This is a genomic window from Desulfosarcina widdelii (assembly GCF_009688965.1).
GTDB classification, from domain to species: Bacteria; Desulfobacterota; Desulfobacteria; order Desulfobacterales; family Desulfosarcinaceae; genus Desulfosarcina; species Desulfosarcina widdelii.
On sequence record NZ_AP021875.1, the window covers coordinates 4,558,083 to 4,573,886 of the forward strand.

At 55.7% G+C, this 15,804-nt stretch carries 19 protein-coding genes; 5 read left to right on the forward strand and 14 right to left on the reverse strand.

Features of this window, described 5'->3' with window-relative positions:
* Positions 1-163: 163 nt before the first annotated feature.
* The 3 genes from GN111_RS20895 to GN111_RS20905 all read right to left on the reverse strand — a co-directional run bounded on the left by GN111_RS20895 (position 164) and on the right by GN111_RS20905 (position 2,350).
* Entirely contained in the window at positions 164-1,507 is a 1,344-nt protein-coding gene (locus GN111_RS20895; protein WP_155305612.1) for an FAD-dependent oxidoreductase, read from the reverse strand.
* Positions 1,508-1,510: 3 nt separating this feature from the next.
* Positions 1,511-1,912 carry an OsmC family protein gene (locus tag GN111_RS20900; RefSeq protein WP_155305613.1) on the reverse strand — a complete coding sequence of 134 codons (402 nt, stop codon included), beginning with the start codon at positions 1,910-1,912 and terminating at the stop codon, positions 1,511-1,513.
* A gap of 174 nt (positions 1,913-2,086) precedes the next feature.
* Entirely contained in the window at positions 2,087-2,350 is a 264-nt protein-coding gene (locus tag GN111_RS20905) for a hypothetical protein (protein ID WP_155305614.1), read from the reverse strand.
* Between the two features lie 207 nt (positions 2,351-2,557).
* Between GN111_RS20905 and GN111_RS20910 the strand changes: the two genes are divergently transcribed.
* From GN111_RS20910 to GN111_RS20925, 4 genes are all read left to right on the forward strand, one after another.
* Positions 2,558-3,955 carry a sigma-54 interaction domain-containing protein gene (locus tag GN111_RS20910; RefSeq protein WP_155305615.1) on the forward strand — a complete coding sequence of 466 codons (1,398 nt, stop codon included), beginning with the start codon at positions 2,558-2,560 and terminating at the stop codon, positions 3,953-3,955.
* Between the two features lie 308 nt (positions 3,956-4,263).
* Entirely contained in the window at positions 4,264-5,667 is a 1,404-nt protein-coding gene (locus tag GN111_RS20915) for a sigma-54 interaction domain-containing protein (RefSeq protein ID WP_231715516.1), read from the forward strand.
* On the forward strand, positions 5,594-6,397 hold the full coding sequence (locus GN111_RS20920) for a YkgJ family cysteine cluster protein (protein ID WP_155305617.1): 804 nt from the start codon (positions 5,594-5,596) through the stop codon (positions 6,395-6,397). The genes GN111_RS20915 and GN111_RS20920 overlap by 74 nt, the downstream gene beginning before the upstream one ends.
* Positions 6,394-7,146 carry a YkgJ family cysteine cluster protein gene (locus GN111_RS20925; RefSeq protein WP_155305618.1) on the forward strand — a complete coding sequence of 251 codons (753 nt, stop codon included), beginning with the start codon at positions 6,394-6,396 and terminating at the stop codon, positions 7,144-7,146. The genes GN111_RS20920 and GN111_RS20925 overlap by 4 nt, the downstream gene beginning before the upstream one ends.
* 43 nt (positions 7,147-7,189) lie before the next feature.
* Here the strand turns inward: GN111_RS20925 and GN111_RS20930 are convergent, their stop codons facing one another.
* Complete coding sequence (locus tag GN111_RS20930; protein ID WP_155305619.1) at positions 7,190-7,459, reverse strand: ogr/Delta-like zinc finger family protein; 270 nt, start codon at positions 7,457-7,459, stop codon at positions 7,190-7,192.
* A gap of 48 nt (positions 7,460-7,507) precedes the next feature.
* On the opposite strand from GN111_RS20930, the gene GN111_RS20935 reads away from it, so the two are divergent.
* Positions 7,508-7,759, forward strand: a complete 252-nt coding sequence (locus tag GN111_RS20935) for a hypothetical protein (RefSeq protein WP_155305620.1) — start codon at positions 7,508-7,510, stop codon at positions 7,757-7,759.
* 16 nt (positions 7,760-7,775) lie between these two features.
* Here GN111_RS20935 and GN111_RS20940 read toward each other — a convergent pair whose 3' ends face one another.
* The 10 genes from GN111_RS20940 to GN111_RS20985 all read right to left on the reverse strand — a co-directional run bounded on the left by GN111_RS20940 (position 7,776) and on the right by GN111_RS20985 (position 15,750).
* On the reverse strand, positions 7,776-9,113 hold the full coding sequence (locus tag GN111_RS20940; RefSeq protein ID WP_155305621.1) for an SEC-C metal-binding domain-containing protein: 1,338 nt from the start codon (positions 9,111-9,113) through the stop codon (positions 7,776-7,778).
* 40 nt (positions 9,114-9,153) lie between these two features.
* Positions 9,154-9,408 (reverse strand): hypothetical protein, encoded by a 255-nt coding sequence (locus GN111_RS20945; protein WP_155305622.1) that lies wholly within the window; start codon positions 9,406-9,408, stop codon positions 9,154-9,156.
* Positions 9,405-9,662 (reverse strand): hypothetical protein, encoded by a 258-nt coding sequence (locus GN111_RS20950; RefSeq protein ID WP_155305623.1) that lies wholly within the window; start codon positions 9,660-9,662, stop codon positions 9,405-9,407. The genes GN111_RS20945 and GN111_RS20950 overlap by 4 nt, the downstream gene beginning before the upstream one ends.
* A gap of 121 nt (positions 9,663-9,783) precedes the next feature.
* On the reverse strand, positions 9,784-10,131 hold the full coding sequence (locus tag GN111_RS20955) for a hypothetical protein (RefSeq protein WP_155305624.1): 348 nt from the start codon (positions 10,129-10,131) through the stop codon (positions 9,784-9,786).
* Positions 10,132-10,227: 96 nt separating this feature from the next.
* Positions 10,228-12,180 (reverse strand): adenylyl-sulfate reductase subunit alpha, encoded by a 1,953-nt coding sequence (gene aprA / locus GN111_RS20960; protein WP_155305625.1) that lies wholly within the window; start codon positions 12,178-12,180, stop codon positions 10,228-10,230.
* Between the two features lie 13 nt (positions 12,181-12,193).
* On the reverse strand, positions 12,194-12,637 hold the full coding sequence (gene aprB / locus GN111_RS20965) for an adenylyl-sulfate reductase subunit beta (RefSeq protein WP_155305626.1): 444 nt from the start codon (positions 12,635-12,637) through the stop codon (positions 12,194-12,196).
* A 389-nt stretch (positions 12,638-13,026) separates the two neighbouring features.
* A complete protein-coding gene (locus GN111_RS20970) occupies positions 13,027-13,758 on the reverse strand; it encodes a ZIP family metal transporter (RefSeq protein ID WP_155305627.1) in 732 nt (243 codons plus the stop codon).
* Between the two features lie 53 nt (positions 13,759-13,811).
* Positions 13,812-14,294, reverse strand: coding sequence for a universal stress protein (locus GN111_RS20975; protein WP_170302389.1), 483 nt, complete (start codon positions 14,292-14,294; stop codon positions 13,812-13,814).
* An 81-nt stretch (positions 14,295-14,375) separates the two neighbouring features.
* Entirely contained in the window at positions 14,376-14,846 is a 471-nt protein-coding gene (locus GN111_RS20980) for a universal stress protein (protein ID WP_170302390.1), read from the reverse strand.
* Positions 14,847-15,114: 268 nt separating this feature from the next.
* A complete protein-coding gene (locus GN111_RS20985) occupies positions 15,115-15,750 on the reverse strand; it encodes an MBL fold metallo-hydrolase (RefSeq protein WP_155305630.1) in 636 nt (211 codons plus the stop codon).
* Positions 15,751-15,804 lie beyond the last annotated feature (54 nt).

Genomic DNA, 15,804 nt, shown 5'->3' on the forward strand with positions numbered 1-15,804 from the left:
TTTCTAAAAATTACCTTTTAATACAATAGGTTTGGTGAAACGCGAAAAAATCGGAGGCTAAAAAATGAGGAGGCACGACCGTTACCAATCGTTACTTTTCGGGCGTCAGTCTTAAGGTAACGATTGGTAACGGTCTTCGATAGGAAATCGCGGCGGCGGCGATTCAGACTTTTTTTAACAGTTGGTTGGCGGCGGTAAGCAGCGGGTCCCAAACCGGACTGAAGGGCGGGGCATAGGCCAGATCGGTCTGGGAAAAGCCTGCAGCGGTCATGCGGTTGTGAAGGGCCACGGCTACGGCATTGATCCGATGGGCCACGCCTTCAGGCCCAACCATTTGAGCGCCCAGAAGCCGTCCGCTCCTGGTGTCGCCCACCAGATTCACCCGGATGGTTTGGGCGCCGGGGTGGGCGTGGGCGCGGGAGCGGCTTTTAATGACGACCTCCACCGGTTCGAAATCCGCACGGCGCGCTTCCGCCAACGATAGCCCCGTACGGGCGACCTCCAAGTTGAAAACCTTGAAAACGGAGGTGCCGGCAACACCTTCGAGGGCCGTCGGCCGACCGCAAACATTGTCCGCGACGGCCCAACCGGCGCGGTTGGCGCGTAATGCCAGGGGAATCCATGTTTTTTCGCCGGTGACGACATGAACGGCGTCGGCGCAGTCTCCGGCCGCGTAAATGGCCTCATCGGAGGTCTGGAGGTGACGGTTGACGCTGATGGCATCGTTGATTCCGGTTTCTATGCCGGCATCGGCAGCCAGTTCGCTGTTGGGTCGAATGCCGATGGCCGCCAGCACCATGTCCGCCGAAAGGGACCGGTCCTCGCAGACCACATTCAGACCGTCGGCATTTTTTTCGATGCCCGTGATCGTGCATCCCGCATGCAGGCCGACCTGGTTGTCGATCAACTCTTTTTCGACAATGGCGGCCAGATCGCGGTGCATCCAGGGCAGCAGGTCCGGTCGGGGTTTGACCATGTCGACGGCGATATTTCGCTCCCGGAGCGCTTCCGCCATTTCCAGGCCGATGTACCCCATGCCGGCAATCACCGCTTTTTTAACGGACTGATTCCGAATAAACGACTTGATCCTGCGCCCGTCTTCAAGGCTTTTCAAGGCCAGCACACCGGGCAGGTCGAAACCGGGCAGGTCGGGTATGATCGGGCGTCCTCCGGTGGCGATCAGCAGCCGGTCGTAAACGAAGCGGAAGGGTTCGCCGTTGTCCACAATGGTTCCCGTCACGGTCCGGTTGACCGGATCGATGGCTTCCGCCCGGTAGCCGGTAAACAGGTCGATGCCCTGCTTCTGACGGAAGACCTCGGCCTTCCTCACCACCAGGTCCTCCACCTCCCGGTCGGCATCGGCGATATTGTACGGCATGCCGCAGGCGCTGTAGGAAACGTCTTCGGTTTTTTCCAGAACGATCACTTCCGTATCGGGCTGCATCCGTTTGGCCCGGCTGGCCGCGCTCATGCCGGCGGCATCGCCTCCAATGATCACGAATCTCATAGTTTACTCCGAGGGTTCGGTCGTGCTGACAATGATTTCAGGCGGGTGCTGCAAAGAGCGTTTCACCGTGCACATCTGGGCTGCTCGAACTACCGCTTTGCGATATTTTTCGGGGAACCCGGGCGGTAGATGAATTTGAATGGCGATGGTTTCCACCAGATGGGATTCTTCGTTACGCTCAAACTGGAGGGTCATCGACAAGCCGTCCATGGGGATGTTGCGGCTTTCGCAAAAATAGACGATGTAGACGCCTGCACAGGTTCCCATGGAGGATAGGAACAGATCGTAGGGCTCCGGGGCCGATCCCTCTCCTCCGTCGCTGGTCGGCTGATCCGTTTCTACGGTAAAGCCCTTATAGGTTGATATGACGCGCTTTCCACCGGGAAAAAGAACTTTCATTTCCATCGTTTTCGCTCCACGTTCAATGGGGTGTCAGGGATATGGAGATATCATCAGCAACGTCCGTTGTCGTCCGCTGGCATTTGTGAGAAGGAAACTACCGAACAATACAAATATACTGCACCGTCTCGTTTCGGGTCAAGGAGACAGTAAGGTGGAAGCTGCAGAAGTTAACGACTTTCAGTCGCTGTCCGGATGAAGTTCTCCGTAAGGTACCGTTTCTCCGGGCTGCCAGGTTGAAAAAGCGTTCTCGGTAACGTCCTCTCCCGGCCGAGCCGGTTCCTTGAGCCAAACGATGCGCGTGTCGCAGTCCCATACGCGTTTGCCAAGCTTGCTCATGCGCTTTTCCAGGGCCCGTTCCGCCGTTTTTCTGCTTTTGTGGACGGAGAGTACGCGTTTAAAGGGTTTGCTGAGTTCATGGGTATCATAGATCAGTGCAAACATGGCGAACCTCCTTGGGTTAGATGGTACCAGATGTGATATAGCAATGCACAATAAATGCCATGCCTTCAGCGTGGAGATCCCTTGGCCGACAAGCAGCAATATTGAAAGGGCCTTTTTCCGGTTGACCTCGGGGGAGATACTGGTTTACTAATGGGGGTAACGGTGGGTAACGTTATCGTAACGTAAAGAGGGTCTCAGGAGGCACCTGTGGGCGATAAAATTCATGAAATCTGGAATGTTCGCTTTGTGAACCGGATCATCGACTCCATGGCGGACGGGGTCTTTACCATGGACGCCGAGGGACGGATCTCTTCCTGGAACCCATCCATGGAGCGGATCAGCGGGTACTCGGCCAAAGAGGCGCTTGGCAAAACCTGCCAGTTGATTCAATGCAGCCGCTGCTTCGGCAAGCAGTGTCCGGCCAGCATCGAAAAATGCCGGATTATCGAAAAAGGAAAGTCCGAAGCCAAAGAGTGCCAGTTGCGGCATAAAAACGGCCATGACGTGTCGGTGATCAAAAATGCCAGTGTCGTCAAGAATGACGAAAACGAGGTCATCGGCATCGTCGAGACGGTGACGGACATGACCGAGCTTCTCCGGGCCCGCCAGCAGGCCGAAGAAGCCGCCCTGCGGTTGGGAGAGGTTCACCGCATGGACAACATCATCGGCAAGAGTCGGGCCATGCAGCAGGTGTTCACGGCCATCCGTGCGGCGGCGGCCAGCGAAGCCACCGTTTTGATCCAGGGGGGGAGCGGTACCGGAAAGGAGTTGGTTGCCGGTGCCATTCACTACAACAGCGACCGTCGGGAGGGTCCCCTGGTTGCGGTCAACTGCAGCGCCTTGTCCGAAAACCTGCTGGAAAGCGAGTTGTTCGGGCACGTCAAAGGCTCTTTCACCGGGGCCAACCGGGATCGTATGGGGCGGTTCGAGGAAGCCTCCGGCGGAACGATTTTTTTAGACGAAATCGGCGAGTTAAGTCCCTATATTCAGGTCAAACTGCTGCGCGTGATTCAGGAAAGAGAGGTCGAGCGGGTCGGGGATTCGCGCAAACGCAAGATCGATATTCGCATTATCACCGCAACCCACAAGGACCTGTACGCCCGGGTACGCGAGGGGCAGTTCAGGGAGGACCTTTACTACCGCTTGAAAGTTTTCCCCATCCAACTGCCACCGTTAAGCGCGCGGCGGGAGGACATTCCTATTCTGGCCGATCATTTTATCGAACGCATCCGCCATAAAACCGGCAAACGGGTCGTCGGCCTCACGCCGGCGGCCCTGCGTGTTTTCATGGATCACCAGTGGCCGGGAAACGTACGCGAGCTGGAAAATGCCATCGAACACGCTTTCGTTCTTTGCAACAGCGGCGAGATCGATGTTTCCGATCTGCCCATCGAAATCCGCCAACCCGCCACCATCGGCGAAAGCGTGAAGGTGTCCTATCCGCAGCGGATTCGAAAAAAAATCACCCGGGACGAGCTGCTCGACCTTCTCGATGCGTGCGACTGGAACAAAGCCGAAGTGGGCCGACGGGTGGGCCTGAGCCGCACGGCCATTTGGAAATATATGAAAAAATGGGACATTCCTCTGAATAGAGCCAACGCCTGAATAAAGTGACGATCCGTCGCATTGCCATTTTCGGAACGATCTCTGTCCGGAGCCTGCCGGCATCCCGCGTCCAAGGACATGATTATTATCTTCGGGTTTTCCCGCCAATTTCTGCACGATTTGTGCATATACTAATAATACTTCCCGATACAAACGACCGCCCAACAAATGAAACGAGCCCAAACGATGGGTCGCTACGCTCTTTGTGGTGTTTTCCAGCAGAACCGGATTCGAAAACCGGTGGGATGGCCGAATCGGTCATCGAACCGCTTTGCCGGACGGGGCCGATGAGCCAATCACGATCATTCATGGAACAAAGCTGTCATGCCATCTTCGACAGTATTGAAGAAGGTGTTTTTACAGTTGATTTGAAATGGCGGATTACCTCTTTTAATCGGGCGGCCGAAAAAATCACCGGTGTCCCGAAAATGGAGGCGCTCGGCCGGCCCTGCCTGGAAGTGTTCAGCGCCGACATCTGCCAAAACAACTGTGCCATCCGCAAAGCGCTGAAAGAAAATCGTCCGGTGTTCAACCTACCGGTTTACATGAACCGTTCCGACTCCCGACGTATTCCCATCGCGGTCAATGCCACGATTTTACGGGACGACAAAGGCCGAATGATCGGCGGCGTCGAGACCTTCAGAGACCTGTCCCATCTCAGCGAGCTTCAGCGCTCCTTTCAGGAGCCTCGGGTGTTCGAAAAGATGGTAAGTAAAAACAACAGGATGCTTGAAATTTTTTCGACCCTGAAACGTGTGGCCGACAGCAGTTGTATCGTCCTGATCGAAGGCGCCACCGGTACGGGCAAAGAGCTTCTGGCCAGGGCCGTTCATAAACACAGTCCCCAAAAAAAAGGACCCTTCGTTCCGGTCAATTGCGGGGCCCTGCCGGACACCCTGGTCGAATCCGAACTTTTCGGATACAAGGCCGGGGCGTTTACGGATGCAAAAATGGACAAGCCCGGCCGGTTCGCACGTGCCCAGAACGGGACGATTTTTCTCGATGAAATCGGAGACATTCCCCATTCGCTCCAGGTTCGGCTGTTGCGCGTGCTGGAAGACGGCAGTTACGAACCCCTGGGTTCGGTGCGGCCCGCCAAGACCAATGCGCGGGTCGTGGTCGCTTCGCATCGCAAGCTTGATCGGCTGGTTGGCGAGGGGAAATTCCGGGAAGATCTGTTTTTCCGCGTCAATGTGATCAAGCTCACCCTGCCTACCCTTTCCGAACGCAAAGAGGACATTCCTGTTCTGGCGGAGCATTTCATCCAACGATTCGGGCGTAAAAAGAAAAAGCGCATTTTGGGTTTCACCCAGGAGGCCATGGCCGCCTTGATGCGCTACGATTGGCCGGGGAACGTCCGGGAGCTGGAAAATGCCATCGAACACGCGTTTGTGCTTTGCCAGGACGAAAAAATCGGTTTGCGGCATCTGCCGGATACCGTTTTGGCGGATATTCATGTTGCTATCGGGAACGCCCCGGCCACGTTAAAGGAAATCGAAAAACAGGCCATCCTCCGGGCGCTTCAACGCAATAATTGGAAAAAACTGGTTACCGCCCGGGAGTTGGGTATTAACAAAAACACCCTCCGCCGTAAGATTGTGCGATACGGTCTTGCGGCCAAAAATCAAGGAAGGAGCCATGACAAAACCAGCCGCGAAAACCCAAAACAAGAGGCTAACCGTTCTGGGACCCCAGGACGAGTTTCCGTTTGAGTGCCATGCCGGTCTGCCCTGCTTCACCCGATGCTGTCGGGATATCACCATTTTTTTAACCCCCTATGATGTTTTGCGGATGAAAAATGCACTGCACCGCTCCTCCGGAGAATTCTTGTCTGCGTATACCGTGACGATGATCGGGGACAACGGGCTTCCGATTGTCGTCCTGAAAATGGGAGAGGACGAGGAAAAAAGCTGTCCCTTTGTGACGAACCGGGGCTGCTCCATTTATTCGGACCGCCCCTGGGCCTGTCGCATCTATCCCCTGAAGCCCGAAACCACCAAGATCACGGAAAAAGCCGGAAAGTCCTACTACTCGGTAATGGATGTGCCGTTTTGTGGCGGGCTTCGGTCGGAAAAGGTTCACGGCCTGTCTGCGTGGATTGAACAACAGGGAATTCCCGTCTACCACGAAATGGAGGCCCTGTTTAAGAAAATCACCACCAACGAGCGGCTGTCCCAGGAAAAAATCACGAACAAAAAGATCCAGGAGATGGTCTACATGGCCTGTTATGACCTGGATCGTTTCCGACGGTTTGTGATGGAAAGCACATTTCTGGAACGCTTTGAAGTCGAACCGGAAGCGGTTGAACGGCTGAAGACAGACGACACGGCCCTGTACCGGTTCGCCATCCAGTGGCTCGAATACGGGCTGCTCGCCCAGCATGTGCTCAAGGTGCGTCCCTCGGTCATGGCGGCCAAAAAACAGGAACTGGGGGTTGAATGACGGTGACCACAACGATACAGCGGCTGCCGGATCGAAAGTTCCGGTTCGCCTGCCACGCGGCGCTGCCCTGCTTTACCCGATGCTGCGCCAATCTCGAGTTGGTCCTCACAACCTATGATATCATCCGTCTGAAAAACAGGCTGCGCCTGTCGTCGGGAGCATTTCTGGATCGCTACACCGTTGCCCATACGGATCGGCGGTCCGGGCTTCCGGTCGTCAAGCTCAGGATGCGAAACGATGCAGACCGGCGCTGTCCGTTCGTGGGTCCGAAAGGCTGCCGTGTCTACGAGGATCGCCCCGGTGCCTGCCGGCTTTACCCATTGGGGCGGGCCGCTTCCAGGATTTCGAAAAGCCGGTCGGGAGAGGCCTACTTTACGGTCAAAGAATCGCACTGTCTGGGGTGGCAGGAAGAAACAGCGTGGACGGTTGAGCAATGGCTGACGGACCAGGGGTTGGACGAATACAATGCCATGAACGACGGCTTTCTGGATATCACCACCGGGCGGCCGCAGAATCGCCTGAAAGCGCTCGGCCGCCGGCAGCTTCAGATGGTGTACATGGCGTTTTACGATTTGGATGGGTTCCGCCGATTTGTATTCGAAAGTTCGTTTGTCGACCGATTCGACATCGATGAGGCGGTTTTGGCGGGTATCCGGACGGACGACAGGGCGTTGATGGACTTTGCCTGCCGCTGGCTGAAATTTTCCCTCTTCGGCGAAATGACGTTTCGGATCAAAGAGCATGCCTAAATGCTACGTTCCCGATTGAGGGGGGCGGAACGGCCGTCCGGCATCACGCTTCGATAATATCGTCCTTCAGGGCGTTGTCGGACCAGACCGGCAGGGGCGCGAATTTGCCGGTGTCGGGATCCAGGCGGCAACGGTAGGAAGCCCGGGTGGCCTGTTGTTCCCATAACCGCTCCCACCCCTGGACGTAATAGGGGCAGTCGTCGTTGAAGCAGACGTAAAAGAATTCATTGGGCCAGGTGGAGGCCAGGGGCACGCGCCATTTTTTCATTTTCCGGCCGCAGTGGGGGCAATTTGGTGGTTGGTTGACTGTCATAAAAGACCCTTTCTTTCGGTAACCGGTTGACTGGTCAAGGAGGAAGCCATGACCCAGATGGTAGAAAAAGGAAATGTTCCCAGCGATTACTTCGAAGCGGCCCTGGAAAACGGCGAGCTGGTGATGGCCCCCTGCTGCGCCTGCGGCAACCGCCTCGACGACGATTATTTCTGTGAACAATGCCATCGCGCATGCCGTTGCCGTCTGGTCCTTTGCCGGGATGCCGACACCTTGGACCGGGTTCGGCAATATATCCGCAAATCCTCTCAGTTTTCGGGGCTTACGGCCAGGCTCGCCTAAGCAAGCAGTCGTCGAATCATTCGGGCGGTATCGCCGCACTTGCCAGGTCTTTCAGGCGTCGAATCGCCCTGTCGATCATCTTTTCTCCTCCGATTTTTTGGCTGGCGGCTTCCATTGCCGGCAGCGCATCGATGGTTTCGAATTTCCCCAGTGCATCGCCGGCCCAGTTGACCACGTGAGGGCTTTCATGGGCGAGAAGGCCCAGCAGCAGGTCATAGGCCTCCGGTGTCCGAATATTGCCGAGCACCGAAACGATGCCGGTTTTGATCGGATCGAATTTCCTGTCCATGGAAAACGCCTCCCGGATGGCCGTTATGACGGCAGCCCCCCGCTTTTCCAGATAGTGAAGGCTGGCGCCGGAGGCATAGGAAAAGCCGAACATGGAGATGTCGATCAGGGTCCGGGTGGCCATGGGGGTCGGGTAGACCGATAGAATTTCGGGGACGAAAAGACCGGACCAGGAGTATTTCCAGGCCAATGGACGTAGATGCGGGACCACGTCAGGGCCGGCGGTCTTGAGCCGTTGGATCGGTTCTGCCAGGGCCTTGCGACGCAGATCGAGGCCCCGGGTTCGATCATTCGGAAACCGGCTGGCATCGTCCGCCGTTTTCAGGGCCGAGACCCATTCGACGATGCCGGCATCTTCCTCGATCGCGCATTGGTCGTTGTATGCTTTGGCCTTCAGCGCGATCCAGGTTTTTTGAAGCCAGGTCAGGGGCGGATAAAAATAGGACAGGGCCGGCCGGTCGATTTCGGAATCCCGATAGCGGCCATGTTCGATAAAAAAGGACTTTTCGCTTTCGGCCACGGCCATACGCTTTTTACAGATGTCGAGCGCCTGATCGAATTGCCCGGCATGCAGCTTGGCGGTGGACAGGATATCGTGGAGCCGATCTTCGTCCGGATACCGTTCGAGCAGGGTCGCAGCGCGATCGATCGCTTCGCCATATCGGCCGGCGCGCAGTCGGTCGAAAGTTTTTTCGATCTGCGCGATGAGCTGTGTCTGTTCGGCGTTTTTGGCCGGCTGCGCTGCGGAGGTCGCCGACGGTTTGGCCTGTCCGGCCGACCCATGCCGCGGCCCATGTCGATTCAGGCAGCAGTGCTTGTATTTTTTTCCCGACCCGCACGGGCAGGGGGCGTTTCTGCCGATTTTTTCAGGCGGCGAATCGGACACCCTGGCCCGTTCCTGTTCGATGAGGGCCAGCAGGTCGTCCCGAATGCGCAGCAGGCGCGTTCGGGAAACCCCGGCCTTTCGGGCAACCGTATCCGGATCACGGCCGCGCAGCAGTTCCAGAACGGGTTCGAGATCGGCCTCGGACATGGTGTCGAGCGTGATTTGGGGTTCGATGGTCATGGTTGGCAGCCTCTTTTCATTGAAAACCAGGGAGAGTGGTTCAGATGGTGTCGAAAAATTCCTTGCACGCCCGGGCAAAGCCGGCTTCGTAGGCCTGAAAATTAAAACTGGCGTCCCCCAGGTGTCGGTTGAGCGTCTCGGCTCGATAAAGATCCCAGCCGACCGGGATGGATCCGGCACGGGCCACCGCGGCCAATTCGTCATAATCCGCTTCGTGCCTGGCGAAGACCTCTCCTTTTCGGTAGCCCCGCTGGAACCAGGTTTCCGCATTCGCCTTGTTTTTTTGTTCTTTCATGATGCCTTCTTCCGGTAAACCCCAACGTTGCAAAAGCCGGAGCGATTCAGAGCCAAGGCGCCAAGGGAGCCGCCGTAGTCATCTACTGCAAGCCCTTGGCAACGCCGGATCTGGATGGCTCCGGCTTTCCCGCAAGGGTAAAAACATGAGAAAATCATTGGTTTTTCAAAAAATCCCATTGGGTGCATTCCTGATATGCATCGCTGTTGTTCTGATTTGTTCATGTTTTCAAACAGGACCAATGATTTTCCCATGTTTTTATGCAACTATGGGGTAAAAGGGACAGCAGCCGCAATAGGCGCCCAACCCTTGCGGCTGCTGCAGGAGGATTCCTGTATGGCATTTTACAGGCATCCAAAGAAGGGGGCGCCACAATCAGCACTGGCCCCATTGGACGCGCGCGTACGATTGTGCGAATGTCCGGTAGTGATCGGGGCTCAGGATGTGGATCCCGTCCTTGTCGAATTTCAACAACCGATACGAATCGATTTCGGTTTGTTCGCTCACGATTTCGTCACAAAGTTGGACCAGGTCCTGCACTGCCTCCGCATGGGTTTCCACGGTCGCCCGAACCAGCGTTGAATTCGGAACAGTTGCATTTTTCTGATATCCGGCCAAGATGACCTCCGCGATCCGGTCTTCATTGACCGGGACGGGGAAAACGGCCACATAGATCTCCGTTACCCGTTCAACGGTTTTTTCGTGCCTGCCTGGACCCGACATATCGTACTCCTCTTTATGGGGTCAAAAGACACGACATCGCCCCGGGGTACGGTCCCTGCCCGGGTGCCGGCTGGCATCCGGGCAGCACCCACAGGGCTACATGCCGACCACCTCCTTGATTTCCACAAGGTGGTGCAGTGGCCGGGTGAGCATGGTGAACTCATCTTTTTCCGCATCGTAGACCGAGTTGACAAATACCTTGCCCCACTTCTCTTCGTCCATTTTTCTGAAATCGGAACGGTAATAATATCCCGGCCAGCGGGTTTCCTCGCGGAACAGCTTGTGCCGGGTGTGGGCTTCGGCAATCTGGACACGATGGACATTTTCCCAGCAGCGCATCAGTTCGTGGAGGTTGCGGGCGGCGAGCTTGTTCAGGTCCTCCTTGAGCAGTTTGATCAGGTCCAGTGCGATGTTCAAGGTGATCGCGCTGCAGTTATACTGGGATCCCCAGCCGGCGACATATTCGTCCATGATCTTGTTGAGCCGGAAAATGGCCATTTTGGGCGTAATGTAATTGGGGTTGACCTCTTCCACCGGCAGGTCGTATTTCTTGTCGGTCGAGCCCAAGGTCGTGTAGTTTTTATGGTCTTCATAGTGTTTGAGGGGCAGGACGATCCGCTCTTTGAGTTTGTCCACCTCGGCCGAATCGACTTCAGGCAGTTCCGGGTTGTCCACACAGTATTTTACCGCGGCCTTGGCGGCGATGCGCCCTTCGGTAAAGGACCCGGAAGAGAACTTGTGGCTGGACACACCCACCCCGTCTCCGGCGGCAAACAGCCCTTTGACCGTGGTCATACGGTTGTAGCCCCAGAAATAATCGCTTTTCGATTCGCCGGTCTGAATGTCTTCGGGACCGCTGGTCCACGCGCCGGAAGCACCGGAATGGGAACCGATGAAGTACGGTTCGGAAGGCATGATTTCCGAGGGGCCTTCCTCGGGGAAGACATCCTTGGCCGCCCACAGGACCGCCTGGCTGATGGTCATATCGAGGAAATCCTCCCAGGCCTCGGCCTCCAGTTTCTTGAGTTCTTTTTTGTAGGCCTTTTCGTCCGGGGCCTGTTCGGCCAGTTTGGCGATGGCCTTGTCCGTGTGAATAAAAATGGGACCGTCGCCCTTGTGATACATCTCGATCATCATCAGGTGGTTGCGCAGACAGGTGGGAATGGGTTTGACCTCGCCGTAGGGCGGCCAGTTGTGCAACTCACCGCCTTCGGCCAGCCCTTCGGCCATGTAATTATATCCGGTTGCCGACGTGGCAGCGGCCTTGAACAGAAGGAACCACGCCCCGACCGGACCGTAGCCGTCCTTGAAACGCCCCGGAATGAAAACCACTTCCTGGGATGTCATCTCGGCACCGGCCGTGGTGGTCAGGTAGGAACTCGATCCGGCGTTCCAGGGTGGATACCAGGCCCTTCCCAATCCTTCTCCGGTAGATCGCGGTCTGAAAACGTGAACGGCGCCGCCGGCGCTGACGATGCAGGCCTTGAACTTGAACACGTAAATTTCAGGGTCCCGTACGCTGAAGCCGATGGCTCCCGCTACTTTGTTTTTGTCGTTTTTATCCAGCAGCAGGCGGACGACGAACACCCGCTCGATAATGTTGTCCATGCCGACGGCGTTCTTGCCGGCTTCGGCAACGATGGCCTTGTAGCTTTCCCCGTTGATCATCAGCTGCCAGCGGCCTTCGTGGACGTAGTTGCCGTCCGGGTCCGTCCAGATGGGCAATCCGTAGCCCTCGAACATGTGCACCGATCCGTTTACATGCCGGGAGATGTCCATCACCAGGTCGTCCCGGCAAAGGCCCATGAGGTCCTGGCGGACGTAGCTGAGATAATCGACCGGGCTGTTTTCGCCCTGATATTGGTTGATGGCCGAAAGCCCCATGCCCACGGCACCGCTGCGCTCCATAGCCGCTTTGTCCACCACGGTAATCTTGACGCCGTTTTCCTTGGCCCAGTGGGCGCCTTCCACGCAGGCGCCGGATCCCGCCATCCCGGGGCCGATGATCAAAAGATCGGTTGTTACCTCGACAGTTTTAAATTCCTCCATCTTGATCCCTCCCCTAATCTCCCAGAGTCCAAAGTTGATTGGCTTTCAGCGAGGCCGGTTCCGTGAACAGGAGCTGGTCATCCAATTTGCCCGGTCCGATTCCGAAGCCACCATCCGGTTTGGCCTCTCCTTCGGGCGTGGTCCGGATGGGGAATTTGAATCGTTTGATCGTTCCTCCCCTGAACTTGACCGTCCACATGATGTCTTCTGACCCGCGCATGGGTACAACGCTGGCGCCCAAAGGGGTAAAGTCAGCGTAGCCCCGGACTTCGATGGCCTGGGTGGGACATATCTTGACACAGTTGTAGCACTCCCAGCACATATCCGGTTCGGCGTTATACGCTTTCATCCGGTCCACATCCAAAACCATGAGATCGTTGGGGCAGATGTACATGCATGCAGTTTTGTCCCCGCCCTTGCAGCCGTCGCACTTTTCATCGATGACAAAACTCGGCATTTTTCCCTCCTTTGCAGTTAGTGATTGATGCCCGTTGCCGTTTTAAAGCCAAATAAATGTGTTGAATCACCTCCTTGAATCAATGGGGTTGGCCGGCACGTACCTAAATTCTACGCGAGGGGACCGGCGATAACCCAGTGTTGAGCAAAAGAGCTGCCAAGACGTAAACAGGTATCGGAAAACATTGTAACAATACGTAAATAAAGGTTTTTTTGTTTAGTGGGTGGAGATTCGAGTGTGTGAGGATGGTGTCCGAAGAGTACAAATTGAGGATTTTTAAGGGGAAGGAGGCTTCATTTTGAATCCTTTTCGGCGGATCGACATAATGAAGGGCGGATCGACAGTCTCGGCCCATCCAGCCCGCAATGTGGTGAACCCGCTGGAAACGTTCATGTTTTTGACAAAATGATTGCCAGGGCCACCAGCATACCGGCAGCTAAGGCGAGAAAGCTGTACTTTTTATTCTCTGCCTCGGCCTGGGGCAAAAGGTGCGTGGCGCCGACGTAGACCAGTGCGCCGGCGGAGAGCGCCAACAGTGCGCCGAGAAACGATTGGTCGATTTTGCTGATATTGGGATACGACGCCAGCATGCCGAGGGGCGTTGTCAGGGCTGCCGCCAGAAAAGCGAGCAAGAGCGACATCTTTTCACTGAACCCCCCGCGCACAAGTAGGAGATAGGTGATGATGCCTTCTGGAAATTCGTGCAACACCATGCCCGTGGTTGCCAGTACTCCGGTGAAGATGCTGACCGTGAATGTGATGGAATAGATGGCTCCGTCGATAAAGGAATGGAAGCCGATGCCTAGCATGGGCACCAGGCCGAGTGCGTATTGTTCATCGCCGGTTTTGTCACACACGAATGCGTTGACGAAGCGGTTGAACAGATGCAGGAGAATATATCCGGCAAACAGATAGGCCGGAGCTTTCGGATTCATCGAAAAGGCTTTCGGGATGATGTGGAGAAATGAGACCGAGATCAGGACTCCCGCGGCAAAACATATGAAATAGGAGATGTTATCCCGTCCCCATCGCTCGAAACGCCGGATCACAAAAATCCCTATGGTGGTGACCAGCGCCGCCAGGGAACTGGCCACCAATGCTGTCCAGAACGAATTTTCCATACATTTTCCAGCATATTCCCTATGGTTGGATGGAGCGTATCAACGAAGATGGATCACTTGAGCTTGTGAGGATTGATCGACAGCACGGGAACGGGTGCGTTCTTGACGACGGTCTCCGCTACACTCCCGAAGATCACGTGCTCCAGGCCTTTACGGCCATGGGTTCCCATGATCACAAGGTCGATTCCCTCGGCCGCGATGACTTTCAGAATCTCTTGAGCGGCATCTCCGGAAACAACGATGATCTTAAAATCGCGACAGCGTTGCAACTGCTCCTCGCAAAGGGTTTGCAGGGCGCTTTTGGCAGCCTCGATGGCTTCTTTTTGAAAGTTGTCCATCGAGGGATGCGGTACATAGAGTTTGCCCCATTTGTTGAGATCCTGCACCACATGCAGCAGATAGACGCTGCTGTTGTATTTCTTGGAAAGCGAAAATACATAGGGCAGGAGCTTTGAAGCGTTTTCCGTTAAATCGATCGGAAACAGAATTTTCTTGATGTCTATCGTGGGTTCAACCCTCTCGTTTTCTTTTTCCATCGGTCTCCTCCTTTCTTTTATTCGTTGAATCCAATTTTTTCCCATCCCCTCGGGCGGCTTGCCGAGAAAGCGTATTCGGCGCTATTCCACCACCCATACCGTGCAATCGCGCGCGTGATTGACGATTTTGCTGGAAACGCTGCCGAAGAGAAAGGCTTCGCTGCGGGACAGCCCCTGCCTGCCGACCACAATGGTATGATATTGCGTCTGTTGAAGTTCGAACAGGATACACTCCGCAAGGGAAGGGCAGTGGCGGAGCATGGACCGGACCGATACGGCTGCCGGTGCAAAGCCATTGTCGATCAGAATCTTGCGATAGTCGTCGAGCATGGCATCGACTTTCAGCTGGTAGTCGTCGAGCCATTTGTCTCTTTCCGAGAGGTTGGGAAAGTAATCTTCTTCAGGCTGGCGAATGATGTGCAGGATCAGGACCTTGAATCCTTTGATCCCCCCAAGAAGTTTGCCCACATAAATTACCGCTCGTCGGGCGTTTTCCGACTCGTCCACCGCAATCAGGATATTTTTGTTGAACCGTTTTTTACCGAATGGCATGGGTCGCTCCTTGATCGCATGTTGTTTTAACACCATGACGCATCAGGTCCCCGCCTCAGCGGCATCTCGGTTGTTTACCACTTCCCTGACGCGAATGGCGCAGGTTGGCATAAAAAATATACAGCAAAATCAGCGCCAACTTTTTCTATGAAACCACCGGTTGCGAAGTAAAAATAAAAATTGGACTTCCCGCCGATGAGGCGAATCTTGAGAAAAATGTTGGGAACGGACCCGGTATGATGCCGTAAAACGATTATCGGCGGTGTATTTAAATCTCTATCACCCTGCCGGCTCCGGCGGCCAGCGTTTTTTCCGGATAGCGGTGTTTGATTTCGTCGATGTGTTGGGTGCAATGGGCCGGGCAAACGGTTTTCAGCGGATCGAGCAGAGAAAAGTCGTTGAATCCGTGCAGGCCGCCGATCAGGGTCGTGACCGTGCCGAACCGGGATGCGGCTTTGAGGATGGTGCCGACACCGGGATGCGAACAGCCGGCGACGACCACGGCATGATCGTGCTGGCGGATGACCAGGGATTGCTCGATCCCTGCGAGTTGTCCGGTTGAATAGCCGTTTTCGAACAATTCCACGAGGCGGTTTACGGAAACGATGTGCGCGGCATTATCGGGGGGCGGGCAGGCAGGGGGCAGGAAAACCGTCGTGGCGTGGATCCGCAACAGGTCGTCCAGGCCGCCGGTATGGTCCCAGTGGCTGTGGGAAATGAAGACCGCGTCGATGACGGCCGGGTCGATGTTGAGTTTTTCCATGTTGCCGAGGAGGATCGTCCCTTTGGCGCCGGTGTCGAACAGAAGGGTATGCCCTTCGGTTTCCACCAGACAGGCAAATCCCCAGTCGGCCGCCAGGTTCGGCATACTGACCTCATTGTCATAAACAATGGTAATTTTCATCGCTATCTTGTCCTGGCCATGTCAGGTAGACCACCTGGGGGTACCGGGGTGGCG